Here is a 26,427-nt window from a genome sequence, read left to right as displayed (position 1 = left end):
AACTAAATTGTGCACAATGCACATAAATTAATACGAAATGTCATACAATTATTATCACGCGAAGGGTAACATCAACCAATAAAAATTGATAAACAATTGCAAAAAGATAATTAAATCAGGATTTTATTACTATCATCTCCTATATCATTAAAAATCTATTAAGACTATTAAATTTCGAACAAAACTAATATTTTCATATGTAAATATCGATAAAATATATATGAGTATTTGACTTTTATTTAGTTGAAGATGCGGAGAAAAAGTATGAAGAAGAGTCTTTTATCAATCTTTTTAGCAGGAGTTCTTTTCTTTTCAAATATTGGGATGACCTCATTTGCGGTTGAACGAGAGCAGGATGCATCAGGAGTGGATGTAAGTTCACAGGAAGATGGGGAAAAAGAAAACGAAAAGGCCCTTGATATATCTGAAGAAGAGGAAATCAGTTATTACAAGATAACTGATTTTGCTGCTCTGCCCGAAAATATTTCGCAACAAAAGGTAAGAATAGGAGCAAGTCTCGATGATATTGAGTTTCCAGATACCCTTGAAGTGAAGGTAGAACCTGATCTTGATCGCGAGGACAGGATTATGAGAAAGCTTGCACAGGAAAGGGAGCGCATCAGAAAAGAAAAAGAGCTTGAGGAAGCAGAGGCCGCATCAAGCGCTAGCAGTGATGAGGCAGATGAAGCGGCTTCAGAAGGCAGTTCTTTTGATGAGGATGAGGAAGAAATCATCATCTTTGATGATGGTGAGCAGATAGATGATGCAAGCGAGCTAAGTCAGGAAGACGAAAGAAAAGAAGAAAGCACAGAAAAAGAAACTGGAAATGATGCGCCAGCTACAGATAGTACAATAGCCCCTTCTGAGCCTGTTTCTAGCACTGAGGAGAGCGCTTTACCCGTTGAAACAGGAGAGGGAATTACAGAAGAACAAGACGATGAGAAAGAGCCAGGTTCTGAAGATGAAAATATAGGAAATGAAGGCGATGGAGCAGAAAACAGTTCTGACCAGGGAAATTCTATGGAGATTCCTGGTGCTGAGAATACAGCAGAGAATGGCCTTATTGGAAGAATTCTTGATGCTTTTAGAAGTGTAAGAGTTTATGCAGCGGACGATTCCAAGGAGAATAAAGAGGAATCTAAAGACGATTTAGATATTTCTGAAAATGAAAAGACAGAGCAGACATCAGAGCCCAGTATAGAGCGCATTTCAGGAATAGAGTGGGTGCTTGAAGCAGAATACAATGATGGAGTTGATTTCTTTAGTCCGGATCAGGATGGACAGATTTATCTTTTCACTCCAGTGCTGCTAATCCCTGATAATTACTATATCGAAGATGAACTTCCAATAATAACTGTTATTGTATCTGATGAATATTTCCCATTTGATGAGGCGGTGGAAGTAGATGGCGTCACTATCCGCGTTCGCGCAGATAAGGGCGTATTTCCTGAGGGAGCTACAGTTTCAGGTAGAAAACTTGCTACAGAGGATCAGGAAAAGGTTCAGGCAGCCTTTGATGAGCAGGTAGAAGTAGATACCGAGAGCATCGTTAAGGAATATACATTTGATATTACTGTTCTTGACAGAGATGGCAATGAAGTAGAGCCAGACACTGACAAGGGCCGCGTTTTCGTGTCCTTTGAGACGGAAGAAGTTGCAGATGAGAGCCTTAGCGCAGAAGTGTACCATTTTGTAGAGAGCGTAGATGAAAATGCTGAAGCAGAGGCAAAAGAAAACGAAGCTGGCGATATTGAAATCGGCGCAGAAGTAGAATTAGATGTTGGAGAGAGCGAACTTGGCGGAGAAAGAGATGACGTAATCTTTGATGATGATGTGATCTTGTTTGTAGAGAAGCTCGAGCCTGAGGTTGTAGAGGTAGATGAAAGCCAGGCAATTGAGGTTGAGACCTTTGGGTTCTCGACTTATAAGGTACTGTTTAAGTTTACAAACTCCATTAATGCAGAAATAGAGTATTCACCTGTAAGCTTGGAACAATTATTTGATAGTCAATATAGCAATAGTGGACAAGTAACTGCTGTAAAGATTGATTCTTCTTATGATACATATCTTTATGCAGATATCCTTAATTATTCAACAAATGGTGGTCAACATATAGCCAATACTAGCGCTGATGGACTCTATACTACTGGAGCTTTTACAGAGGGATCATATGAATATTTCTTGGTTGTAAGAAGGCCATTTGGCCAAGCTTTATCTAACGGAATAGAAATAAAGGTTTCATATACTACATCAACTACACCATCTGTCACGACAGTGTATCCTGTTACAGTTAAAGATGCCAGCAATATAGAAGCGTCTATGGATAATTACAATTATCCTACAGCTACAGAACTTGGTGCAAAGACATTTAGCCTGGAAATGCCTATGGCATCAATAAATGGCGGGGCAATTTATCAGTGGGAGAAAAAAGGGACAGCTGCAGATAGCAAGTGGGAAGATATTCCTTTTGCCAATACATATAAATTCCAACATACCGATGCATCAACTTTTGGATACGAGGGCTATTGGCTTAGATGCACTGTAAATGGAGTGCCAAGTAAAGAAATCCAGATAGTTACACCGGGTGGTGATTCAAGAACTTGGACTAATCCATACGGATCAAATAACCAGTGTTATGTAAGCAATGGAAAGCTTGCTTATACTATTTGCACTACAAGTGGAACAGTAGCAAGTCCAAGTAAAAAAATCTTTGACGTAGTTGGTGAATTTCAGGATGGTAGTACCAAGAAGATGATGTCTACCACCAATGACGGCGAGGGATGGAAGATTTTTAGCAACAAATCTACGGATACGTTGGCAAATGTAGGTTGGAGCGGTGATTCATATAATATGGATTACATGTATTTCTCCTTTACTGAAGATAATAAACTTCATGTAACAGCTAAGACAAATCTAACAGATGATAGCAGTACTTCTTATGATAATTTCGCAATAGGTGCAAAGAGTAAGATTGGGGGTGCATCTAGTAATCTTGCGATTGCAAAGGCTGATACTAATAAGTTCCTCACAAGTATGGCAGTTATTGGTGGAACTAAAGAGGCTGCTCAGAAAGAAGTGAACAATGGAACAGATGGAATAGGCTCGTTTGCGATTTCAGCTTCTTCTGGTGCAATTTCCAAATATTATTATGTTGGAGCAGATAGTGCAATTAAGCCATATCGTGATTCAACAGGCAATAACCCATCTACTGAGTATTCTGACAATATTATTGGCGTAGCTGTTGGCTGGACAGGGCTTACTGGGAAAGTTGAATTTGACATTGCTGTAGGCGGAGTGTCCGAGACAAATGCGCTGGTGCCTGTTTCTAAGACTGGAGACTCAAAGTCCTATTCACTTAATTCAAATGTAAAGACCTTAAAGCTTTCCAGTGATGCACCGCTTGATTCCTATGCCAAGAGTGACCAGGCAGGTGGCATAAATGATACCGTTAAGATAGAGCTAAGGTTCAACAGTGGTTCATCAAATGGAAAAACGGCAATAAGTAATATACTTCCAACGTATGCCAAAACATCCACCACGACTACAACATCGAATGCATCAGGAACTAATAGTAACAGTAATTCTAGTACTACGCCATATTCAGCAGATTACTTTGATGTAAATGTCAAGAATTATAAGAATGGAAGCACTTCAGGAATAACTGTTGATGAAATCAATGATAAGGTTGTGATCGAGGTTAATTACAACTTTGAGAACAAAGAGAACATAAAGGTATACAGGGACCATAATGGGGCCAGTGAGTTAAAGCAAGACGATTCGGGTGCGGAAGGAACCTGCAGGATAGATAAAGAAAATGGCAAGATCTATATATACACCAAGAAGTTTTCAACTTACGCAGTTGCCTACAAGCCAGAAGTTTACTACACCGTAACCTTCAAAGATGGCACTAACACAAACTCAGTCAAGGTAAAAGCAGGGGAGAAGGTGGCAAGGCCTACAGATCCAGTAAAAGAGGGGTATACATTTGTCGGCTGGTTTAAGTCCACGACTTTGGCTAGTAGTTCAACTTCATCTTCATCCTCTAGCAGCAAGCTTTCTGCTTCGGATGCATTTGATTTTGAAACGCCGATCACAGCTAATATTGTGTTGAATGCAGGCTGGACTTCCACCAAGGATACTAAAGAGAAAACTGGTGAAGACGGAGATGTAAATGGTGCTCGTGCGCCTGGAACAAATGATAGTCTGCCGATAGTATGGTTGTGGGTACTAGTTCTGATTGCAGGAGTTAGTTCTTTTGGCTACGCATTCTATGAGAGATTTAAGGCAAAAGGCGGCGAAAGTAAAGCCGGAGCGAGGATGAGCAAGCTAAAGAGAATGATACTGCTCATCGGAATTGTTGTATCAACAGTAGTAAAGTTCCTGATAAAAAAGATAAAGCAGCGCAAGTATGAGTGTATGCTGGCTGCAAGCGCGATTCTGATACTTATTTCTGTGGTCACTTTGGTGAGTACTTACTTTGAGTACCGCAGATCAGAGGAAATCTACATTGATGTCAACGATGAATATGTGGATGAGAACAGCGAAAACGCAGATGAAATGGCAAATGCAGAGGATGGAACAAGTAGTGCCACTAATGCAGAAGACATCTGGTGGAAGGATGCAAGCGTTGATGTGGCGGGACTTTCTGCGGAGTATCCTGATGTGGTTGGCTGGATATACTTTGAGAATGAGGACATCAGCTATCCAATCATGTACTCAGGAGATAATTCCAAGTATCTGGGCACAGCTTACACCGGCCAAAAAGCCAGGGCAGGTGCCATATTTATCGATGGTGAGTCCACACCTGATTTTTCTGATCCTCACAGCCTTATCTATGGCCATAATATGAGAGATCTGTCAATGTTTGGACGTCTGAAATTCTACAAGACAGATGCTTCATACTACGATGAACATCAGTATTTTCAGGTGTTTACCAAGGATGGAGTCTATAGATATCAGATATTTGCCTATGAAGAAGTTCCAGATAGTCATGATGTATTCTGGGTTTATGGACAAGAACCCGAGGGAATGGATACAATGTTAAAAGAGATAGAGCAAGGCTCATATCGTAAGACAGGCGTAAATCCTACTGAAGGAGACCATATAATAACACTTGCTACTTGTACATCGAAGGAGGATAGAAGGCTTATCGTCAGCGCTGTCAGAACAGATGAACATAATTTCTAAGATGAGATAATTAAAATTTATAATTTCCGGAAAAATACTAACCAAAGGTTAGTATTTTTTCTTTTTAAACCATCTTAAAATTTTAAATGATGACGCCACTAAAGACGTCAGTGGTAAATCGTTTCTTATGAGAAAGGTGGGATTAGATGAGTAAAAAGTTTTTGACGAAATTGCTAGCACTAACTATGTGCGCAGGGCTTATCTTACAGCCTGTAACTGCTTATGCAGAGACTCCAGCCACAGGAGAAGGGGTAGAAGAAACTGCTGTGGAAGAAGTGTCTGAAGAAGTACCAGAAGTGATACCAGACGTAGCTACGGAAGAAATACTTGAGATAGAAGAGGACAATCGGATTGAGCTTTTGCCACTTACAAATGTAAAGATTGAGAATGGTATACTAACTTTAGATCCTTATGCTGAAGGGTGTTTGTACCGAATCGAAATAGCTGGTAGTGATGATTCTATGGTCTTTGAAAGTGAGGAAATTAATCTTGCTGAGGCTTTTGTAGCATTTGATATTGCGCCTGGTTCATATACTCTCATTTTAACAGCTGTTAATTATGTTGGCAGTGGCTATGAGACCATTTCTCTGCCATATGAATTTACATATGAATATAATGTAGAACCAGATCCAGAGCCAGATCCAGGACCTCTACCGAAGATAATATATTTCAGTGAAGATTATGTTTCCAGTAGTGATATAGATTCGGTGCCTGGTTATGGCAAGGAGTGTGTAAGTCCGACATTCTCCAGCGAAAACCCCGGAATAGAGTATACTTTCGAGGGATGGCAAATACAAACAAAGGATCTGGTTAATTCTCCAATGCATGATGGATGGATTCCTGTATCTTCATTTTTAGAAGGACATTATAGAGCTGTTTTATCGGTTAGTATTTCTGATGAATATCCTAACCATGCTTTCAACCCTGATTTTAAACTTTTTGTAAATGGAGAAGCATGGAATCTTATTTCTGTAGATGTTATTGCTAATACTAATGACATAATTAGTCTTATCTTCGTTTCTAATGAATATATAGTAAATTATGAAGAACCTCAGAAAACAGCTATTAGTGAAGTGCTAGTAAATACTGACACGGGACTTACCTTTACAATTGTTGATTATGGTTTTACTAATGCACCAACCATTATACCTGATACTGAGGGGGTTAAGGCAGAGTTCGTAAAATGGCTGCAAAAGACTGATGATGGTAATTGGGAAGACTACAATGAGGAAAGATTCAATGTTGGCTATTATAAAGCACAGTTTTCTATAGAAATTGAGTCTGAATATGCTGATCAATATGAATTTGATGAAAATGTTAAATGCTATTATGACTTGAATAGGGAGTGCGAATTTGTATCAAAGGAGAATACTCCTGATGGCACTAAACTGATTTTTAATACACCTGATTATTATTCAAAATATTCGGATGGAAGACATGTTTCCAGAATAAGAGCGTATGATGGAATAATATATTATGATCCATTTAGAGGAGCAAGCAAATATGAAATAAAAATCCAAGGAGATTCTTATTATACAGAGGAAACTTCTTTTAATGCTATAAAAGTATTTTATGAAAAGGATTTGCCTTTTTGATCATATATGGTATCTATCAGAGCTGTAGATGCTGATTTGTGGCCAATGACAGATGAAACGCCACTTTACTATACATACAACAATTTGCCACCTGAGGGCAAAAGAAGATTACGACTATCGAAACCACATCGGATATTGCAGAAATATTCGTAGATGGTGAGAAGTATAAAGATCCAACATTCATTGGACCTGCTGCTATAAAATTTGTTAATATCAATTGGCTTAAGTTCTTGCATGAGCAGTATATACCGGTTAGATCTGATGACAAGGATTATTTCTCAGAGGGACAGTATAGATACGAAGTATTGGTATATATAGATGGTAAATACCAATATACGCATGAGCTTTCAGAAGAGATAAAGCTTTTTGTTGATGGTAAGGAATGGACCATTGATGAGAAAATGTCTAATGGATCGGGTAGATATTTCTTGTCGCCTGTATTTACAATTGGAGATGAGCCTATAGATCCAAATCCAGATCCCAATCCAGAAGAGCCTAAGGGCACATGGAAGACAAAGTGGGGCGCTACATACTACGAGACAGAAGATGGAAGGCTTACGAAGAGTACATGGATAACAGTCGGTATCGATAAATATTATACCAAGTCTGACGGAAAACTGGCCAAATCAGAAACTATACTGAAATGGGGAAAGAGATATACCTTTGATGAAAATGGTGTTCTCGTAAAATAGGATAAAGTGAAATAATAAGCGGCTCAGCCTATTTGCAGGCTGAGCCGTATTTCTATGCACCTAGCGGCGCATGCTATAGTATGTGCGTTAGTTAATCGCTGTTCCATTTACATACAGAGTGTAACCATTACTATCTACATTTGAAATATCTCCATCAAAGGATGTGACATAGGTATCTGCGGTCAGAGTCCAGGTACTGTCATCATCCAGAGTTACATTAACTTCGCCAACTTCTGTGGAAACAGTGTCTCCTTTGGCATTTGTGATCTCACCACTGATAGAGCCGGCAAAGGAAGATCCCTCTGTAAGGTTAAGTGTAAGGGTTGAATTGCTGCCTACAAGGATTGTTCCTTCAAGGGTCTGGTTTACAGCATTAACAGTTGCGATATTGTCGGCGCCACTCCATCCGTCATCGCAGACAGAGAGAAGGATATTTTCTGAATCCTTGTTGGTGATCTTAACGTTGTTTAAGCTGATAACAGCATTTGTGTTTGTTACATGGAACACATGGCCATTTTCACTGGTAAGGCTGCCGCCAGTCATATCAAAAGATGAAGTACCGCTATCTGCATCACCTGACATGGACTGATAGATCATGATAGAGTCAAGGAAAGTAGCGTTTCCATTCATTTTTGTGTTGTTGGCAGTCATATCACAGTCTGTAAGTGTGATTGAGTTCATTCCTTCAATACATACAGCTTCTGATAAGTTAGAAATAAGTGTTGCGTTAGAAACCGTAATATCTGCTGTTGAGTAGATTGAAGGTGAGCCGAGGCCATTTGTTGTATAAGTTCCGCCATCAACAGTAACTGTTCCGCCGCCACGGTCTGTACGGATTGCAGCAGATGATTGGCCGCTGGTTTCAACTGTAAGATTTGATGCCTTTGTGATTCCGCCACCAGTTGTCATGATACCGCCTGAGCCATCACCCGTTGTAGTGATTGTTGAATCTGAGATGATGACTGTTGTTCCATCTCCTGATGCCCCATTCTGGCCACCATTTCCACCATATGAAAATACACCGTTTGCGCCATCTGCATCAGATGTAATGTTTGCATCTGTAATAGTTGTTGTAGATCCATCTTTTACAAGGACTGCAGCATTAAGTCCATAGAAATTGCAGTTGTCGCCTCCGTCAGAATCACCTGTCTTGGTAACTGTTGCATTTGTAATTGTCACATCATCACTTGTTGCAATTAAAAGTGCGCTTTCATCAGCTGTTGTGCTCTCATAGGTCTGACCGTCCTGCGAATCACTGCTTGTGATTTCTACAGCCCCAGAGTAATCTATGTCAGCGCTGCTCATTCCGCCGCCGCCAAATCCGCCTCCTGGCGCATCTCCAGGTGCTCCGTCAGGCTTTTCTCCACTAGGTGGCTCCCCTGGGGCTTCCCCGTCAGGAGCTTCTCCATCGGGCTTTTCTGGTGCTTCGGCCTGTTCCTGAGATGATTCCTCCTGTGAGCTATCGTCTGCAACCACTTCACTACTTACTTCTGTCGCTGTTGTGTTCTGGCTGCAAGCCGAAAGTGACAAGCACATAAGTGTTATAGATACGTATGGAATTAGCTTCTTTATTTCGATTCTCTTCATTTTTTACTCCTCGATTCAAAAGGTTTTGTGGATCTTGTTGAATGAAGAATACCAATAGAACCTAAAAATATCCTAAAAACAAAAACGCGATATGATTTATAGATTTGCCCGGAAACGATTGTTTGTAGTAAACTGTGATGCAGCAGGCAAAGACATAAAGGGCATGCGCAGAGCATCACCTTCAAGGAAATAAGTAGTTATGACAGATAAAGATTTTTTCACAAAATACGGACAGAGTCTCAATGATCAGCAGCTAGAGGCTGTGCAGACAGTGGAAGGACCAGTTCTTTTACTGGCGGTTCCAGGAAGCGGCAAGACAACAGTTTTGGTCAATAGGCTAGGATATATGCTCTATTGTAAGAAAATAGCACCAGAGCATATTTTGACATTAACATACACGGTTGCAGCTACAAGGGATATGGCTTCAAGATTTGAAAAGCTTTTTGGCGGTGAATTTAGCGGAAGGCTTGAATTTCGTACCATAAATGGCATCTGCGCCAAGATTATAGCCCATTACGGAAGACTTATTGGAAAGAGCTCTTTTGAACTGGTTACAGATGAGAAGATCACAGGCAAGATCCTGACGGACATTTATCTTAAGGTGGTAAAAGAGTACCCGACAGAGAGTGATATTAAGGCTATCCGCACGCTTATAACCTACTGCAAGAACATGTGCCTTACAGAAAAAGAGATAAAAGAATTAGGAAAAGAGCAGGGAATTGATCTTAATAAGATATATGAGTTATATAACAATGAGCTTAAGTTAAGAAGTCTTATGGACTACGATGATCAGATGATCTACGCTTACAGAATGCTGAAGGGGTCAAAAGATCTTCTTTCTTACTATCAGAACGAATACAGATATATCTGCGTTGATGAAGCCCAGGATACTTCCAAGATCCAGCACATGATAATTGCTCTTCTAGCAGGCAAGGATGGGAATCTTTTTATGGTAGGCGACGAGGATCAGAGTATTTATGGATTCCGTGCGGCATATCCTGATGCGCTACTGAACTTTGAAAAAGAGCATCCAGGTGCAAAAGTCCTTGTAATGGACAAAAACTACAGGTCTAACGCCAAGATTGTTCAGGCGGCAGACTATTTTATTCAGAATAATAAGAGCAGGCATGAGAAGCATATGTGCGCTACTAAGGCACCTGAAAGTGATATCAGACTTGTTTCCATGAGTAGCCGCGAAGCGCAGTACAGCTATCTTCTGAAAGTGGCGCAGGATGTAGACTGTCAGACTGCTGTACTATATAGAGATAATGAAAGTGCCCTTCCTCTTGTGGATATTCTTGAGAGAGAAGGGATATCATATAGGATCAAGAGTGCAGACATGGGCTTTTTTACCCACAGAGTTGTAGTTGATGTGACTAATATGCTGGAGTTTGCTCTAAGGCCCGCTGATCCAGAGCTTTTCATGAAGATATATTTTAAGTTTCAAACCTATCTTAGGAAGCCAGAGGCTGAATCCATGTGCTATATAGCGGATAATAGCCATTGCGGGATCCTGGATGCGGCTGAACAAATTGACATAAATAAAAGAGTGTTAGGTAATCTGCGCTCTCTGCGCACGCATTTTAAGAATATGGCTACAGAATCTCCATATAAAGCAATAAACAGACTTGATAAGTTTATGGGCTATGGAGAGTATCTAAAAACCAACAATATTGACACGAATAAGCTCTTTATACTGAAAATGCTGGCCAAAAAAGAGGATAGCATAAAGTCCTTCCTTGATAGATTGGAGGAACTGCGACTTATCATATCGGAAAAAGAGCCGGATTATGGCGCAAAATTCATTCTGTCAACTATCCATTCCAGTAAGGGACTTGAGTATGATAATGTAATTCTGATGGATGTTGTGAATGGAGTTTTTCCGAGTAAGGCCATAAAAAAGACTGAGAAGGCGAGTCCTCAGGATATCAGGGACTTTGAGGAAGAACGCAGAATCTTTTACGTTGGAATGACCAGGGCAAAAGACAGGCTTACAATCTTTAAATATGATGACAAAGGTTCTACATTTGTAAAAGAGCTTACAAGTAAAGATAAGAAAACAAGTGTTACGCAAAAGCCAAAAAATCAGCCCAAAATCGCGGCTTCGCCGCTCTTTGTTAAACCAGAAGCCAAAAGAGCGGCTTCTGGGAATGTGCCTAAACAGTTAATAATCGGGGAGAGGATAATTCAAGATAAATACGGCGCCGGCGTGATCGCTGATGTCAGCTATGATGATGATGAAATCCCCACCAAGTTTACTGTAGAGTTTGACTCTGGCAAGGAGAAGATTTTTGTCTATCCCTTTGCCTTTATTACCGGCATGAAGATATTAGAAGAATCATAATAGTTAGCAATAAAAGACTGTCGTAAATCCGTCAGGGTGTGATAAAATAACCTTTAGAGTTCTGAGGGGGACTTTTTGAAGCGGGGCAGCATTATGACTAAAGTATTTCTTGTTGAGGACGAGTTTGTTGTTCGTGAGGGGATCAAGAATAATATTGATTGGGAATCGCATGGCTATGACTTTTGTGGAGAGGCCTCTGATGGAGAGGTTGCATACTCCATGATACAGAAGGCTCAGCCTGATATTGTGATAACTGATATCAAAATGCCTTTTATGGACGGCCTTTCACTTAGCCGCCTGATCAAGGCAGAATTTCCATGGATTGAGATAATTCTTTTAACTGGATATGAGGACTTTCAATTTGCAAGAGAGGCTATTAAAATAGGCGTCTCTTGCTATCTTAGTAAACCTATAAGTGGGGATAATCTTTTAAAGGAAGTTGACACCCTGGCTCAAAGGGCTATGGAAAAGAAGCAGGAGAGAGAAGCAACCAAGCGCTATGAAGCAGAAATGCAGGAAAGAACTGAGCTTGATAAGCAGGAGTTCTTTAGAAGTCTGTTAAAAGGCGGCAAGAGCTTCTCAGAATTGCTTGAAGGGGCTAAAAAGCTTGGTATCGATATTTCAGGCCCTTGTTACAATCTTGTTCTTTTAAAGCTCTGGTCAACGAGACATGAATCCTTTGAATATTCCGACAGCGTAATAGAAATTGAAAATAAAATCCGTGAGATAGCGCAGAAATATGGCGCCGTCTACTTTGACCTTAATATCGAGGGCATAGCTCTTTTGTTCAAGGGAGAGTCTGACAAGGTAATAAACGAAGCTATAGCAAAGTGTGTCGATGACATAAAGTCCATGATATCTGAATATAGCCACATCAGGTACTTTGGCGGAGTGGGACAGTGCGCAAGCAGGATCACTGAGATTCCTGAGTCCTTTAGATGGGCCAGCAGAGCTTACGCTCACATCTATCTAACTTCAGATAATGGATTTTTGATGGGATCAGAGGAGGTTCTGCAGCCTGTAAATGAGAACCTGATTTTATCAGCAATCGATCCTAAACATATAGATAGAAAGCACATTAGAGAATTCTTAAGGAGAGGCGACGGCTCAGAAACAGAAGTGTTTCTCATGGAGTTCTTTAATGGTATGGGGCCTGGCGCCATTAGATCAACTATGCTCAGGCAATATATAGCCATGGACATGTATTTTTGCGTGTATGACTTTGTTGAGAACGAGCTTGGAGTTTCAAAGAGTGATCTGGGAAGCGAAATGGAGGTTCCAACCCCTGAAATCCTGGCAGATGAGGCAAGGACCAAGGAATATCTCACAGATACTTTGAAAAAGGCCATAGAAATAAGGGACAATAATAATTCCGGCAAGTATCACGACATGATAAAAGAGGCTATTTCCTATATTTATCAGCATTATGGAGAGGAAGATCTGTCTCTTAATATCCTTGCAGAACACGTGAACTTTTCTCCTAATCATCTAAGCGCTGTATTTAAGCAGGAAACAGGACAGCCTTTTATAAAATATCTGACGGATTATAGAATGGATCAGGCCAAAGAGCTTCTTAGTACCACCAGCAAAAAGAGCAATGAGATTGCAATGCTCGTGGGCTATAAGGATCCACACTATTTTTCATATTTGTTCAAGAAAACACAGGGACTTACGACAACTCAGTATAGAAGCGGGATGAGCATGGAGGCAGCAAAGTGATTTTTGGTAAAAGAGCTAGAGAACATGAGTCTAAACTGGCCACCAAGATACGTATATCCTATCTGCTTATTCTTTTGCCCAATATCATTTTTATGATATATGTTTTCCATGGGCTCTGGATGACCAACGAAAGATACAAGGATATGCTAAACAGCGTAGTTGCGGCTAGTGAGTTCAGTCTGGATTTTAAAGAGGACTTTGATTATGAGACATATCTTTTGATTGTAGGCAACGTGACCTGGGAAGATTCAAATCTTCCAACGCTTCTACAGGATGCAAGAAAAGTGGTTGATGGTCTTAAGGATTACACGGATACTCATGATAATCAAAAGAGACTTGCCAGTGCGGAGAAATACTTAAATAACCTTGAGACTTATACTGACAGGATCAAAGAAAACCTGGAATATGGTAATAAGTATGAAGCCAATATCACTATTTGGGAGAATGATGTTCAGATAGTGACAGGTCTTTTGCAGGAAACAATCAACGAATATATCTATTATGAGAATAGGCAGCTTCAGGTGACACAAAGCAGAAATAGAGAGCTTTTCATGAAGACACTTGAGATATCACTCGTTATCTTTGCGGCTATCCTGACAGCCATAGCTCTGATATCTTTCTGGATGCCTAATTGGATCACCAAGCCAATCGAGGATCAGGTCAAGGAGGAGCAGAAACAGCTTAGAAAAGCGGAGTTTGAACTTTTACAGGCCCAGATAAATCCGCACTTTCTATATAATACCCTTGATGCAATTGTCTGGTCTGCGGAAGCTGGCAATCAGAAGCAGGTTGTCAGCATGGTAGGAAGTTTGTCTGAGTTTTTCAGGGCTTCGCTTAACAAGGGAAAAGAGATAGTCACTATCCGCGAGGAACTTCAGCATGTGACAAGTTACCTGGAAATCCAGCAGGTAAGGTATCAGGATATTCTGACTTACGAGATCAATGTGGCCAAGGATATCTATGATTACTGTATTCCCAAGATCACTATTCAGCCAATAGTTGAAAATGCTCTATATCATGGGATAAAAAACAGAAGAGGCGGCGGTAAGATAACAATTACAGGCGTTGAAAACAAAGATGAGCTCACAATTCAGGTACATGATGATGGCGCAGGTATGGATGAAGAGCGCCTTAAGGAAGTCAGGGAAGGAATAATAAAGAATAACCCTGATAAGACTGCTATTTATGGGCTTTATAATGTAAATGAGCGTATAAGGCTTAACTTTGGTGATGAATATGGAATTACGGTTGACAGCAAACTTGGAAAAGGTACCGATGTTGTTATCCATTTGCCGAAAATCTTAACCGATTCCGTAAAAAAATGAAACTATCTTAAAAAATCATAAAAATATCAACTATTTTTGATTTATAATTCCATGTTAATTTTCCTCCTAAAGGCTAAAATTATTCTTAGCTAGGGAATAGGCCCGGCTAGAATAAAGTTTTTAGGAGGATTATTTGTTATGATGAAGAAAGTGTTGTCAATTCTTATGGCATCAGCCATGACACTGAGCCTTGTTGCTTGTGGATCACAGGCACCAGCAGCTTCTGGCGAAGGCGCAGCTGCAAATGGACTTATCAAGGTTGGTATTATCAACAACGACCCTAACGAGTCTGGCTATCGTACAGCTAATGACGCTGACCTCAAGGCTAAATTTACAGAGGCAAACGGCTATGATGCTTCTTTTGCCTACAGTTTAAAGAACGACGAGCAGATTCAGGCAGCTCAGAACTTCATTCAGGAAGATGTTGATTATCTTCTTCTTTCAGCAGCAGATACAGCAGGCTGGGATTCAGTTCTTAAGGATGCTCAGAATGCAGGCGTAAAGGTTATTCTTTTTGACCGTACTATTGATGCTGATCCTAGTCTCTATGAGGCTTCAATCGTTTCAGATATGGCTAAGGAAGGCCAGACAGCAGTTGACTGGCTTGCAAGCCAGAACCTTTCTGAGTACAACGTAATCCATATCCAGGGTGTTATGGGTAGTGCTGCTCAGCAGGGACGTAGTGGCGCTCTTGATGCTAAGGCATCTGCAGAAGCTAACTGGAATATCGTTAAGCAGCAGACAGCTGAGTGGAACGCTGAGAAGGCACAGCAGATCGTTCAGTCAGTTATCGATTCTGGTGAAAAGTTCAACGTAATCTATGCTGAGAACGATGATATGGCTAAGGGCGCTGTAGCAGCTCTTGACGCAGCTGGTATCTCACACGGTGTTGGCAAAGACGTTGTTGTTATGGGCTTTGACTGCAACAAGTGGGCACTTGAAGAACTTCTTGCACAGAACTGGAACTATGATGGACAGTGCAATCCTTTCCAGGCTAGCTACATTGATGACATCATCAAGACTCTTGAGAGTGGCGGAACACTTTCACAGAAGACAATCATCATGGACGAGAAGGGCTTCGACGCAACAACTATCACACAGGATGATGTGGATAACTACGGGATTTGAGTGATATAGGGACGAAAAGTATCATTTATGGCTGCTTGCAGACATATAAATGATACCTTGAGGACCGAACATACATGAGGAAAAAAGCCGATAGGCGATTTCCGAATGTATGTAGCATGTCGAGAGTACGAAGTACGGAGACATGCGTATATCACGAAAAAAGTAGTGAGAAAAACATGCGGTGCGGACTCCCCGCACCGCTATTTTTCTAAATGAAATCTAGTTTGCAAAGGGTGGAATTATGGAAGAATCAAGAGTGTTGGAAATGCGGGGTATAAAAAAAGAATTCCCTGGTGTCAAAGCTCTCCAGAACGTGGATTTTTCTTTGAACAAAGGAGAAATACATGCTCTAATGGGTGAAAACGGCGCTGGAAAATCAACTCTGATCAAGGTTCTAACTGGAGTTTATGGCAAGGATGGCGGAACCATCAGCTTGCAGGGAAAAGGGGAAGTCCAGATACATTCGCCACAGGATGCGCAGAGGCTTGGTATTAGTACAGTTTACCAGGAGATAACTCTTTGCCCTAACCTGACTGTAGCGGAAAATATGTTTATTGGAAGAACTCAGGGAAGTTTGACCAATTGGAAGGAAATCAATGAAGAAGCAGCACTTCTTCTGAAAAAGCTTGATATTCCTGCCAAGGCAACACAGCAGCTTGCTAACTGCTCTATAGCGGTTCAGCAGATGGTTGCAATTGCCAGGGCAGTAGATATGGATTGTAAGGTACTTATTTTGGATGAGCCGACATCTTCACTTGATGAGCAGGAGGTTGAAAAGCTCTTTGGCCTTATGAGAGATCTAAAGGCCATGGGAGTAGGAATCATCTTTGTTACACACTTCCTGGATCAGGTTTACGAAGTCTGCGACAAGATTACAGTTCTAAGAGATGGTCAGCTCGTTGGTGAATATGAAATCAAGGATCTTCCTAGAGTCCAGCTGGTTGCTAAGATGCTGGGAAAAGAGATGGATGATCTCTCCGATATAAAGGGCGAAGAGGGAGCTTACAGTGGCCCAGATAAAGAGGAAAAAGTCTTTGAGGCCGAAAAACTTCAAAGCGTAGCAGGAATCAAGCCATTTGATTTTTATATCAAAAAGGGCGAAGTAAACGGATTCACAGGACTTTTAGGATCTGGCCGAAGCGAATGCGTAAGAGCAATCTTTGGTGCTGACAGAGTCCTGGGCGGAACAGTTAAAATGCATGGCAAAAATATAAAGATAAATAAGCCAATCGATGCCATGAAAAACGGAATTGCCTACCTTCCAGAGGACAGAAAGAACGATGGAATAATTGGTGACTTGTCAGTTAAAGATAACATAATTCTGGCACTTCAGGTCCTGACCGGATTCTTTAAGCCATTTAGCAAGGCTCAGGCATACAAGTTTGCAGATGAGTACATCAAAAAGCTAAACATAAAGACTGCTTCTGCAGATACACCAATAAAGTCTCTTTCTGGTGGTAACCAGCAGAAGGTTATCCTGGCAAGGTGGCTGTTGATGCACCCTGAATATATTATCCTTGATGAGCCTACAAGGGGAATTGACGTAGGAACCAAGGTGGATATCCAAAAGCTCGTACTGGAGCTTGCCAAGGAAGGAATGAGTGCAACCTTCATTTCTTCTGAGACGGATGAAATGCTTAGAACGTGTTCAAGACTTGTTGTCATGAGAGACAGAAAAGTTGTAGGAGAACTATCTGGCGAAGACCTGACACAGAATAAGATCATGAGCACTATAGCAGGGGAGAGTAAGGCATGAAAAAACAAAATATAATAATAAGGGCGGTGAGCAATCAGCTCTTTATTCCAATAATCGCCCTTGTAATTCTCACAATCATAAACTTGATACATGATCCTTCATTTTTTAGACCTACACTTGTTGTAAACAACGCAGGAAACGTAGTTCTTTCAGGAAGCTTGATAACAATTCTGGACTTTGGTTCAGAGCTTGCAATCCTGGCTATAGGTATGACACTTGTTACAGCTGCTTCTGGCGGACAGGATATTTCAGTTGGCGCAACCATTGCTATTGCAGGTTCTGCTATGCTTAGAGTAATCTGCGGCGGCGTTGCACGTCCATCTGAAAATGCCCATTCGGTTCTTTTGGCATTCTTTGTGGCCTGCCTTGTGGGTGCAGCCTGCGGACTCTTTAACGGCACACTTGTTGCGGTATTTAAGGTGCAGCCCATGATTGCTACGCTGATACTATTTACTGCAGGAAGATCAATTGCTGCATGGATCAACCACAACGAGCTTCCTATCGTTCCAGATCCAAAGTTTGGATATTTTGGAGGAGTAATACCTGGAATACCGATTCCAACCACCGTGTTCATCGCACTTGGTTGTATTATTGTGATAGCTCTTTTACTCAAATTTACAAACCTTGGCCTCTATACACAGGCTGTAGGTATTAACGAGAAGTCTGCAAGGCTTAATGGTATTAATCCTATAGCAATGAAGATACTTGCCTTTGTTATCCTGGGACTCTGCGTTGCAATTGCAGCACTCATCAAGGTCAGCAGACTTTCAACCATTAACTATTCTGTTATAGCAAAAGATATAGAGATGGACGCAATCCTTGCTGTTGCCCTTGGCGGTAATGCTCTTTCCGGTGGTAAATTCAATATGTGGGCATCAATCCTGGGCGCCTATATCATTCAGTATCTGACAACAACTCTTTATACACTTAACGTTCAGTCAGATGCGCTTGCAGCATACAAGGCAGTTGTTGTTATCATCCTGGTAGTGTTCTCAGCTCCAACAGTAAGAGACGGCTGTGGAAAACTTATAAAAAAGCTATCTCCAGCAAGAAAGGAGGCAGCTTAAATGAAAAAGACAGGCGAAAAAGAAAGCATTTTTACAAGACTAAATGATACTAATCTGCTTCTGTCCATTACAATTATCGTATTTCTTGTAATGTATCTTGGAGCAATCTTTATTCAGGGCGGAGGATTTACCAAGCCCCAGATGCTGTTTAACATCTTAAATGCAAACGCAGCCCTTATCATAACTTCCTGCGGACTTAGTATTGTAATGATAACCGGTGGTATTGATATCTCTGTAGGAGGCGTTGTGGCACTTGTTTCAATGTGCTGCGCAGTTTATCTTGATAGTCCTAATGGCGGATCAATTCCGGTGTCCATACTGATAGCTCTTGGCATTGGACTTGCATATGGAATAGTTCAGGGATTTTTAGTTGCCTACCTTGATATTCAGCCATTTATTGTATCTCTTGCCGGAATGTTCTTTGCAAGAGGTATGACAACTATAGTTAATACAGCTCCTTTCAACGTTGCTAATCAGGAATTTGTAGCCCTTAAGGATACCAGAATAAATGTACCTGGCCTTGGATCCTATACAAGAAAAGGCATCTACGTTCCTGCTTATGTAGAAATTGGTGTTATCGTAGCGCTGGTGATTGTGCTATTATTGTTTGTGGTACTACGCTGGACCAAGCTTGGCAGAAGCTTTTATGCAGTTGGAGGAAACAAGCAGAGCGCACTTATGCTTGGAATCAACGTTAAGAGGACTAAGTTTATGTCACACCTGATCTGCAGCGTACTTGCAGGAATTGGTGGATATGTTTATTTCCTTCATGTTGGTTCAGGTGCAGCCAGCCACGCTATGGGCATGGAGATGAATGCCATCGCATCCTCTATCATCGGCGGAACAATGCTGACAGGTGGCGTAGGAAATATCATCGGAACATTGTTTGGCGTTCTGTCACTATGTACTATTCAGGCTATTGTATCTACAGCAGGACTTGATGATGCATGGTGGACTGGAATTACAGTTGCCGCAATGCTTTGCTTATTCTTACTGATCCAGAGTGTAGTAATGATCCAGAAGAGAAAAGCCTTGAAGAGTTGAGGAAATAATACTTTATGAAAAAAGTTGCTACTATAGCAATAGCACTGCTCCTTGGCGTGGCTATTATAGCCAGCTGCGGGAGCAGTAATGCTGTTGAAGACGAGGGAACTAAAGAGATCACGGAGGATAGCGGCCTTATAACTGTGGGATTTTCACAGCTCGGGGCTGAATCTGACTGGAGAAGTGCTAACACTATTTCCATGCAGAGCAGTTTTGTCCCCGAGGAGGGATACTCTCTCATATACAAAAATGGTCAGCAGAAGCAGACCAATCAAATAACAGCTATCAGAACCTTTATCCAGCAGGAAGTGGATTATATTGTCCTGGCACCAGTAACCGAAAGCGGTTGGGATTCTGTTCTCTCTGAGGCAAGAGATGCTGGTATTCCTGTGATTTTAGTGGACAGAAGAGTGGATGTGGCTGATAAATCTCTTTATTCCTGCTGGGTGGGCTCAGACTTTGAGCTTGAGGGCAAGAAGATGGCGGCATGGATAGACAGCTATACAAAGAGTATCAACATGGCTCCTTCTGATGTCCATATTGTAAATATTCAGGGAACGATAGGCTCTACAGCCCAGATTGGAAGGAGCAGAGGCCTTGCTAATGCAGCAAGAGAGCACGGATGGGATCTTATGGCGGAAGTATCCGGTGAATTTACTGAAACCAAGGGCTATGAAGTTATGGCAGCTCTTTTGGAGAGGTTTGACAATATCAATATTGTCTACTGCGAGAACGATAACGAAGCTATAGGCGCAATTGATGCCCTGGAAGAAGCTGGTAAAAAGGTTGGCTCAGACATTAGAAACGGCGAGATCATGGTGGTTTCCTTTGACGGAGTAAACAAGGAGGCTCTCGATTATGCCAAGGAGGGTAAGATTTCCTGCATTGCTGAATGTAATCCTCTGCATGGGCCAAGGGTTAAGGCTCTGGTAGATGCTCTTGTCAAGGGAGAGACCCCTGATAAGTTTAACTATGTAGATGAAAAGCTCTTTAGCTCTAACGAAAAAGTTACTGAAGTGCTTGTAGATGGTGTGACTTATAAGGTTCAGGATATTGGAAACTAATTTATCAATATTTTATTTGTAAATTTGATGTAATAGTAGTCATAATATATTTAGGCATTGTGTTAATTCGTAAAGGAGAGTTCTTATGAAGAGGAAAATACTTCTGGCCGACGATACAACTTTTATGAGAGAAATGCTTAAATCAGCTCTTGATCCTGAGAAATATCAGATCATTGGAGAAGCCACAGACGGCGCGATGGCTGTGGAGTATTATAAAGAGAAAAAGCCGGATCTTATGATACTGGATATTAATATGCCCAAAATGAATGGCATTGATGCGCTTACAGAGGTCATAAAATATGACTCTAAGGCCAATGTTATCATGTGTTCTGACCAAAAGTACGAGAACATGATAGTTATGGCAATAAAGCGCGGAGCTAAGGACTTTATAATAAAGCCTTTCACATCTTCTGACGTTATCACTGCTGTTAACAAGGTCTTTGACAACGCTGATGAGTAAAGAATTATTTAATACAATAAAAGAAAAAAGCCTGACTGATATGAAAATATCGGCCAGGCTATTATTATGAAATTAGTTAAAAGAATCAGTGAGTACGTTTGCGATTCTCTGCAGCTTCTTTTAACTTGTTCTTATCTATCTTGCCTTCTGCGATTGTGTTGGCCATCCAGATTTTTAAAGATTCTACAGTAAGGTCAATCTGGTTGAGCTGCTCCTGTATATTTACAAAATCAGGAAGCTCATCCTCTGAAATCTCGCCGTCAGCAGTGATGTCGATAAGTCTTTCCTTCTGCTTGTCCAATGAATTAAGAGCAGAAAGCATGCCAAGTACAATCTCTGAAAGAGATGAAAGCTTAACCTCAGGAACATTTTCCTGTCCGATCCTGCATTCATGTGTACAGTAGTAGTTGCAAAGTTCAGGTTTCTTGTAAGCAAGAGCCATATCTACAACGTCCTCTGGATAAATGGCAGTCTTGCCAGTCTCCATTTTCTCAAGTCGGCTCTCACTTATAGTTCCAATAAGTTCACTGGCCTGTGCTCTGGTAAGTCCAGCCGCTTCACGGCTCTCGAAATAGATGTTCTTGTTCTCCCTGATTGATCTTTTTCCCATAGCTTAGAAATATTTCCTTTCCCGATAAATACCCCTTATAACAAACACCTATATCTTATCCTATTTTGTACCAAAAATGAAGTATTAATGGATAGATGAAAATCTAATGGAGAAAGTGTGCGGAATGTGCACAGAATCCGTGGATTTTATATCATGACCTGGAAGAGAAGATAGGCCACAAGGAAGCTTAATAAGAGGGACATTGAGAGAGACAGGGATCAGGATAAGGATGTTGTCATAGAAAAAGGCTTTAACTACGATTACTATGAACGTGATTTATAGGTATTGTACTACTATGAATACCAATTACAAAACGTTATAATCATAAGCGTTGTCGCCCTCATTCTGGCAACAGAAAGGAGGTGCAAAGCCATGGAATTGCTAATTAGTTTCTTAATCTCTGTTCTGGCAGGAGTAGCCGCCAACTACATCTGCAAGTGGCTCGACAGAGATAAACGCGGCAACGATACACACTAGAGCCGAAAAAGAAAGCCCTAGAGACCGCCATCTCTAGGGCTTTCGCCATGTTTTTAAGCTAATTAGTTCCTTGCCTAGTTTCATTATAGCAATAAATAGGAATTCGTCAAATTATTTTTATTTATGGATTAGGTGATGTCAATTATTACCATTTGGGCGTTAATTATTACAAATAAAATGGAAATCTTCAAATTAGCAGTATAATTCAAGAGGAAAATTGTTTTATTGAGAATAGAGAAGAGGGATTACATGGGATTTAATGACGAGGAAATGGAAGTTGCGATATATGGACTAAAACGTCTGGGAATGTTTACAGCATCGCTTATAGTTGTTCTTATAATTGGTATAATCATGGATAATGTTAAGGGAGTATTTTTGTTTCTGGTATTATTTATTCCACTGAGGATTTTTGCAGGTGGGCTCCATATGCCTAAGCTGTGGATTTGCGCAATCACATCAGCCTTATTGATAGTAGGCGTGGCGTATGTGCTTAACTGTGCAGATTATACACTGTTACATCAAACACTTTGTCTGGCTATAGCTATATTATCGGCAGTCCAGATTATACTGCTTGCACCGGTAGATACTGCAAATAAGCCATTGTTTAAAGAAGAGAAAATTCGATATAAAAAAATATCCATAATCATTACTATGATGGAAACAGCACTATTCTTTTCAAATTTTATAAATGACCTTTTTAAGATGCTGATATTTATGGTACTTGTGATAGAAGGTTTTTATCTGACAGTGCAAAAAGTAGTAAATTATATGAGGGAAAAGAGGAATCGGAATGACCAGATTATTAACGAATAAAGAATCCAATAATGGCGAGACAAATAAAGCTCAAATGGCTGAAATTTCCGAAAATGGTGGGGTTCAGTAATGTACAATATAGCTATATGTGATGATGAATATTTAACCTGTCAGGAAATCGAGAAGATAATAATTGAAAATACAGCGATGTTTGGAACTACGTTTAATATTGACATCTTTTATACTGGGGAAGCTCTTATGGAGCATATTAGGTGTGGATCTTCATATGATTTTCTTATACTTGATATAGAACTTACCAATGCAAGTGGCATTGATGTTTGAAAATATCTTAGGGAGCAGAACAGGAATTTTCATACGCAGATTATATATGTTTCATCAAAAGAAACTTATGCGATGAAGCTTTTTTCTGTGCAGCCCCTGGACTTTCTTGTAAAACCAATAAGGACTGAGAACCTCACTCGAGCTTTAAAGAGAGGGTTTGAGATTATTGGAGATTCCAGTGATTATTTTATATATAAAACAGGAAGGGACAATACAACTATTAGCTGCAAGGATATCCTTTATTTATCAAGTGATAAGAGAATTATAAATATTGTATGCAGAGATGAAACGATAGAATACTATGGGAAGTTGGCAGATGAATTAAAGAAACTTCCAGACTATTTTTTACAGGTGCATACTTCTTATGTGATTAACATGAATGCTATAAAAAGGAGTAACGGAGATTCTGTTATCATGAACAATGAAAAAGAAATAAATATCAGTAGGAAATATGCAGATGCTTTTAGAAAAAACGTTTTTTTACGTATGAAAAAAATGTGTGTGTTGTGAGGGACAGCAAAAATGAACCGTCTTGAATTAAAAACATAAAAAACTAAAATTATTAGCATATAAATCTAAATTCATAAAACCGACCAAAGTACGTAAAAGTCCACTTTTACGTACTTTATTTTTGTGCAAATGCTGGGAGTCATGCTACGATGGCGCCATATACGAACCTATAAAGATAAAAATACGAACTTTTAAAGGAATATGGCAAAGAAACTGCCCACAAGTGTCAATATTTCATTATTGGATAGATTTAGACCGCAACTAGTGTGTATAATAGTTCTGATGTATATATCCCAAGGAGAGGAACGAAATATGATCACAAGAAATCTACATGATAATTGGACTATGCGCAGAATGGATCAGGACACTTGGTATAAGGCGGTGGTTCCTGGAACTGTTTATACGGATCTTATGAACAATGGCCTTATGGAAGATCCCTATTATAGAGATAATGAAGACAAGGCCCTTGCACTTATGGAATACGACTATGAGTATAAGATGAGCTTTACCCTTGAGGAAGCAGATGAACTCTTTTTATGCAGCCAGGTGCTTCTTCGTTTTGAGATGCTTGATACGATAGCAGACGTCTATTTTAACGGCGTCTTATTAGGAAACCCATGCAATATGCATAGAACATACGAATATGCCGTAAAAGAGCTTTTAAAGGCTGAAAATGACCTTAGGATTGTATTCCATTCTCCTAACAAATTTATAAGAGAAGAATTCAAGAAAGACCCTGTTCTGGGCTCAGAAGATTGCTCTAAGGGCTTCCCTAAGATCCGCAAGGCTCATTATATGTTCGGATGGGATTGGGGCCCAAGGATTCCTGATGCAGGAATAATGCGCCCAGTGTCACTTGTAGGAATTAACGAGACAAGATTTGAATCCTTCTATGTCAGACAGGATCACCATAATGGATGTGTTACACTGTCATTTGATGCCAGAAATGAAGGAAATTACAATTATATAACAACCGTTACTGTAACAGATCCCCAGGGCAAGGTTATTGCTGATGAGATCAATTCTAACGAGACAGTAGAGCTTATAACACCTCAGCTCTGGTGGCCAAATGGCTATGGAGAACAGCCTCTTTACACTGTTAAGGCTAGTCTTCGAAATGCAAAGGGCGATGTCCTTGATGTCTGGGAAAAGAGAATTGGTCTAAGGACCATGACTATCTCCAGGGAGAAGGACGAGTATGGTGAAGAGTTCTGTCATGTTGTAAATGGAGTCAAGATATTTGCCATGGGAGCAGATTATATCCCTCAGGACAATATCCTTAGCAGAGTTAATAAAGAAAGAACCAGGACACTTCTTACTCACTGCAAAAATTCTCACTTTAACTGCATAAGAGTTTGGGGCGGTGGATACTATCCAGAGGATGAATTCTATGATATCTGCGATGAGCTGGGCCTTGTTGTATGGCAGGATCTTATGTTTGCCTGCGCTGTATACAGACTTTCAGAGGACTTTGAAGAGAATATCATAGCAGAGGTCATAGATAATGTGAGAAGACTTCGTCATCATGCAAGTCTGGGACTATGGTGTGGTAACAATGAGATGGAATTATTTGTAGGCCAGGAGCATTGGGGAGCGAAATTTACCCTAAAGTCAGACTACGTCAAGATGTATGAATATCTTTTCCCTAAGCTTCTGAAAAAGGAGGATCCTCAGACCTATTACTGGCCAGCAAGCCCTTCATCTGGTGGAGGATTTGATAATCCTAATGATGAGAATAGGGGAGATGCCCACTATTGGGAGGTTTGGCATGGTAATCAGCCATTTACAGCTTATCGCCAGTTCCATTTCAGATACCTTTCTGAGTTTGGATTCCAGTCTTTCCCAGCTGTTAAGACTATCGAAACCTTCACAGAGCCTGAGGATAGAAATATCTTTTCCTATGTAATGGAGAAACATCAGAGAAACAGCGCTGCTAACGGCAAGATCATGAACTATATGAGCCAGACATATCTTTATCCTGAGAGTCTGGATGAGCTTGTCTATTATTCACAGCTTTTGCAGGCAGATGCTATCAGATATGGGGTTGAACATTTTAGAAGAAACAGGGGAAGATGCATGGGCACAGTATATTGGCAGCTCAATGACTGCTGGCCTGTAGCTTCCTGGGCATCAATAGATTATGAGGGCAGATGGAAGCCACTTCAGTACTATGCTAAGAGGTTCTTTGCGCCAGTACTTATTTCCTGTGAGGAAAGAGGTTATCTTGATCAGAGAGTATCTGTCAACGATGATGCGGATCCTATTGTTAAATCTATTAAGCTAAATGTCCAGAATGAAACCATGGATGGAAAGGATCTTGAGGTCAGATGGCAGCTCAGAGATTCAAAAGCAGCTGTTATTGAAGAAGGTAAAAAAGAGCTCTATGCTGCGGCTCTTTCTACAAACTGGCTTGATGAAATAAACATGGATCAGGCTGACCTTCATGAAAATTACGTAAGCTATCAGCTAGTTGAAGATGGCAATGTCATCTCTGAGGGAACTGTGCTCTTTTGCCCACCCAAGCACTTTAAGTTTGCTGATCCGCACCTTAAGGCAAGGCTTGAAGGAGATGAAATTGTCATCTCTTCAGATGCTTATGCAAAGAGCGTTGAAATTCGTAATGGCAATGATGATCTTTTGCTTTCAGATAACTATTTTGACCTTAATGCGTCTGAGAAGAGAATCAAGATAATAAGCGGAGAAGTTGACGTGTTAAGGGTTAGGTCAGTAGGTATCTGAACCCTAGAAATATTATAAAAATTTAACG

18 protein-coding genes are annotated in these 26,427 nt (G+C 40.5%); 16 read left to right on the top strand and 2 right to left on the bottom strand.

Features of this window, described 5'->3' with window-relative positions; translation table 11 throughout:
• Window positions 1-264 precede the first annotated feature (264 nt).
• The 3 genes from BLO53_RS03170 to BLO53_RS03160 all read left to right on the top strand — a co-directional run bounded on the left by BLO53_RS03170 (window position 265) and on the right by BLO53_RS03160 (window position 7,474).
• Window positions 265-5,187, top strand: coding sequence for a sortase domain-containing protein (locus tag BLO53_RS03170; protein ID WP_176757140.1), 4,923 nt, complete (start codon window positions 265-267; stop codon window positions 5,185-5,187).
• A 146-nt stretch (window positions 5,188-5,333) separates the two neighbouring features.
• A complete protein-coding gene (locus tag BLO53_RS03165; RefSeq protein WP_143003198.1) occupies window positions 5,334-6,782 on the top strand; it encodes a hypothetical protein in 1,449 nt (482 codons plus the stop codon).
• Window positions 6,783-7,012: 230 nt separating this feature from the next.
• A complete protein-coding gene (locus BLO53_RS03160; RefSeq protein WP_092059072.1) occupies window positions 7,013-7,474 on the top strand; it encodes a hypothetical protein in 462 nt (153 codons plus the stop codon).
• Between the two features lie 87 nt (window positions 7,475-7,561).
• On the opposite strand, the gene BLO53_RS03155 is transcribed toward BLO53_RS03160, so the two are convergent.
• Window positions 7,562-9,061 (bottom strand): hypothetical protein, encoded by a 1,500-nt coding sequence (locus tag BLO53_RS03155; RefSeq protein WP_092059071.1) that lies wholly within the window; start codon window positions 9,059-9,061, stop codon window positions 7,562-7,564.
• Window positions 9,062-9,260: 199 nt separating this feature from the next.
• On the opposite strand from BLO53_RS03155, the gene BLO53_RS03150 reads away from it, so the two are divergent.
• The 9 genes from BLO53_RS03150 to BLO53_RS03110 all read left to right on the top strand — a co-directional run bounded on the left by BLO53_RS03150 (window position 9,261) and on the right by BLO53_RS03110 (window position 20,968).
• Complete coding sequence (locus tag BLO53_RS03150) at window positions 9,261-11,405, top strand: ATP-dependent helicase (protein WP_092059070.1); 2,145 nt, start codon at window positions 9,261-9,263, stop codon at window positions 11,403-11,405.
• A gap of 93 nt (window positions 11,406-11,498) precedes the next feature.
• The gene (locus BLO53_RS03145) at window positions 11,499-13,124 is read left to right on the top strand and encodes a response regulator (RefSeq protein WP_092059069.1); all 1,626 of its coding nucleotides are present in this window, start codon (window positions 11,499-11,501) and stop codon (window positions 13,122-13,124) included.
• Complete coding sequence (locus tag BLO53_RS03140; protein WP_092059068.1) at window positions 13,121-14,449, top strand: sensor histidine kinase; 1,329 nt, start codon at window positions 13,121-13,123, stop codon at window positions 14,447-14,449. The genes BLO53_RS03145 and BLO53_RS03140 overlap by 4 nt, the downstream gene beginning before the upstream one ends.
• 138 nt (window positions 14,450-14,587) lie before the next feature.
• Window positions 14,588-15,577 carry an ABC transporter substrate-binding protein gene (locus BLO53_RS03135; protein WP_092059067.1) on the top strand — a complete coding sequence of 330 codons (990 nt, stop codon included), beginning with the start codon at window positions 14,588-14,590 and terminating at the stop codon, window positions 15,575-15,577.
• A gap of 241 nt (window positions 15,578-15,818) precedes the next feature.
• Window positions 15,819-17,333 (top strand): sugar ABC transporter ATP-binding protein, encoded by a 1,515-nt coding sequence (locus BLO53_RS03130; RefSeq protein ID WP_092059066.1) that lies wholly within the window; start codon window positions 15,819-15,821, stop codon window positions 17,331-17,333.
• Entirely contained in the window at window positions 17,330-18,400 is a 1,071-nt protein-coding gene (locus BLO53_RS03125) for an ABC transporter permease (protein WP_092059065.1), read from the top strand. Before BLO53_RS03130 ends, BLO53_RS03125 begins: the two co-directional genes overlap by 4 nt.
• Entirely contained in the window at window positions 18,401-19,444 is a 1,044-nt protein-coding gene (locus BLO53_RS03120; protein ID WP_092059064.1) for an ABC transporter permease subunit, read from the top strand. It begins immediately after the preceding gene.
• A 14-nt stretch (window positions 19,445-19,458) separates the two neighbouring features.
• Window positions 19,459-20,508, top strand: coding sequence for an ABC transporter substrate-binding protein (locus tag BLO53_RS03115; RefSeq protein ID WP_092059063.1), 1,050 nt, complete (start codon window positions 19,459-19,461; stop codon window positions 20,506-20,508).
• A gap of 85 nt (window positions 20,509-20,593) precedes the next feature.
• A complete protein-coding gene (locus tag BLO53_RS03110; RefSeq protein ID WP_092059062.1) occupies window positions 20,594-20,968 on the top strand; it encodes a response regulator in 375 nt (124 codons plus the stop codon).
• An 85-nt stretch (window positions 20,969-21,053) separates the two neighbouring features.
• Here BLO53_RS03110 and BLO53_RS03105 read toward each other — a convergent pair whose 3' ends face one another.
• On the bottom strand, window positions 21,054-21,578 hold the full coding sequence (locus BLO53_RS03105) for a helix-turn-helix domain-containing protein (RefSeq protein WP_092059061.1): 525 nt from the start codon (window positions 21,576-21,578) through the stop codon (window positions 21,054-21,056).
• Between the two features lie 702 nt (window positions 21,579-22,280).
• Here BLO53_RS03105 and BLO53_RS03100 point away from each other — a divergent pair.
• From BLO53_RS03100 to BLO53_RS03085, 4 genes are all read left to right on the top strand, one after another.
• The gene (locus tag BLO53_RS03100; RefSeq protein WP_143003197.1) at window positions 22,281-22,868 is read left to right on the top strand and encodes an accessory gene regulator B family protein; all 588 of its coding nucleotides are present in this window, start codon (window positions 22,281-22,283) and stop codon (window positions 22,866-22,868) included.
• 69 nt (window positions 22,869-22,937) lie between these two features.
• Window positions 22,938-23,150 (top strand): response regulator, encoded by a 213-nt coding sequence (locus BLO53_RS03095; RefSeq protein ID WP_092059059.1) that lies wholly within the window; start codon window positions 22,938-22,940, stop codon window positions 23,148-23,150.
• A gap of 72 nt (window positions 23,151-23,222) precedes the next feature.
• Window positions 23,223-23,660, top strand: a complete 438-nt coding sequence (locus BLO53_RS03090; RefSeq protein WP_092059058.1) for a LytR/AlgR family response regulator transcription factor — start codon at window positions 23,223-23,225, stop codon at window positions 23,658-23,660.
• Window positions 23,661-23,972: 312 nt separating this feature from the next.
• Window positions 23,973-26,399 carry a beta-mannosidase gene (locus tag BLO53_RS03085; protein WP_092059057.1) on the top strand — a complete coding sequence of 809 codons (2,427 nt, stop codon included), beginning with the start codon at window positions 23,973-23,975 and terminating at the stop codon, window positions 26,397-26,399.
• Window positions 26,400-26,427: the final 28 nt, after the last annotated feature.

It is taken from the genome of Butyrivibrio sp. INlla14, assembly GCF_900102515.1.
Lineage (GTDB): Bacteria > Bacillota > Clostridia > Lachnospirales > Lachnospiraceae > Butyrivibrio.
This window is presented reverse-complemented; position numbering and strand designations above follow the sequence as displayed.

Excerpts from the sequence above, each read along its gene's own strand:
- BLO53_RS03115 (WP_092059063.1), top strand. The coding sequence starts at position 19,459 with ATGAAAAAAGTTGCTACTATAGCAATAGCACTGCTCCTTGGCGTGGCT.
- BLO53_RS03135 (WP_092059067.1), top strand. The coding sequence starts at position 14,588 with ATGATGAAGAAAGTGTTGTCAATTCTTATGGCATCAGCCATGACACTG.
- BLO53_RS03105 (WP_092059061.1), bottom strand. The coding sequence starts at position 21,578 with ATGGGAAAAAGATCAATCAGGGAGAACAAGAACATCTATTTCGAGAGC.
- BLO53_RS03110 (WP_092059062.1), top strand. The coding sequence starts at position 20,594 with ATGAAGAGGAAAATACTTCTGGCCGACGATACAACTTTTATGAGAGAA.
- BLO53_RS03090 (WP_092059058.1), top strand. The coding sequence starts at position 23,223 with ATGAAGCTTTTTTCTGTGCAGCCCCTGGACTTTCTTGTAAAACCAATA.
- BLO53_RS03165 (WP_143003198.1), top strand. The coding sequence starts at position 5,334 with ATGAGTAAAAAGTTTTTGACGAAATTGCTAGCACTAACTATGTGCGCA.
- BLO53_RS03120 (WP_092059064.1), top strand. The coding sequence starts at position 18,401 with ATGAAAAAGACAGGCGAAAAAGAAAGCATTTTTACAAGACTAAATGAT.
- BLO53_RS03125 (WP_092059065.1), top strand. The coding sequence starts at position 17,330 with ATGAAAAAACAAAATATAATAATAAGGGCGGTGAGCAATCAGCTCTTT.
- BLO53_RS03095 (WP_092059059.1), top strand. The coding sequence starts at position 22,938 with ATGTACAATATAGCTATATGTGATGATGAATATTTAACCTGTCAGGAA.
- BLO53_RS03145 (WP_092059069.1), top strand. The coding sequence starts at position 11,499 with ATGACTAAAGTATTTCTTGTTGAGGACGAGTTTGTTGTTCGTGAGGGG.
- BLO53_RS03150 (WP_092059070.1), top strand. The coding sequence starts at position 9,261 with ATGACAGATAAAGATTTTTTCACAAAATACGGACAGAGTCTCAATGAT.
- BLO53_RS03085 (WP_092059057.1), top strand. The coding sequence starts at position 23,973 with ATGATCACAAGAAATCTACATGATAATTGGACTATGCGCAGAATGGAT.
- BLO53_RS03130 (WP_092059066.1), top strand. The coding sequence starts at position 15,819 with ATGGAAGAATCAAGAGTGTTGGAAATGCGGGGTATAAAAAAAGAATTC.
- BLO53_RS03170 (WP_176757140.1), top strand. The coding sequence starts at position 265 with ATGAAGAAGAGTCTTTTATCAATCTTTTTAGCAGGAGTTCTTTTCTTT.
- BLO53_RS03155 (WP_092059071.1), bottom strand. The coding sequence starts at position 9,061 with ATGAAGAGAATCGAAATAAAGAAGCTAATTCCATACGTATCTATAACA.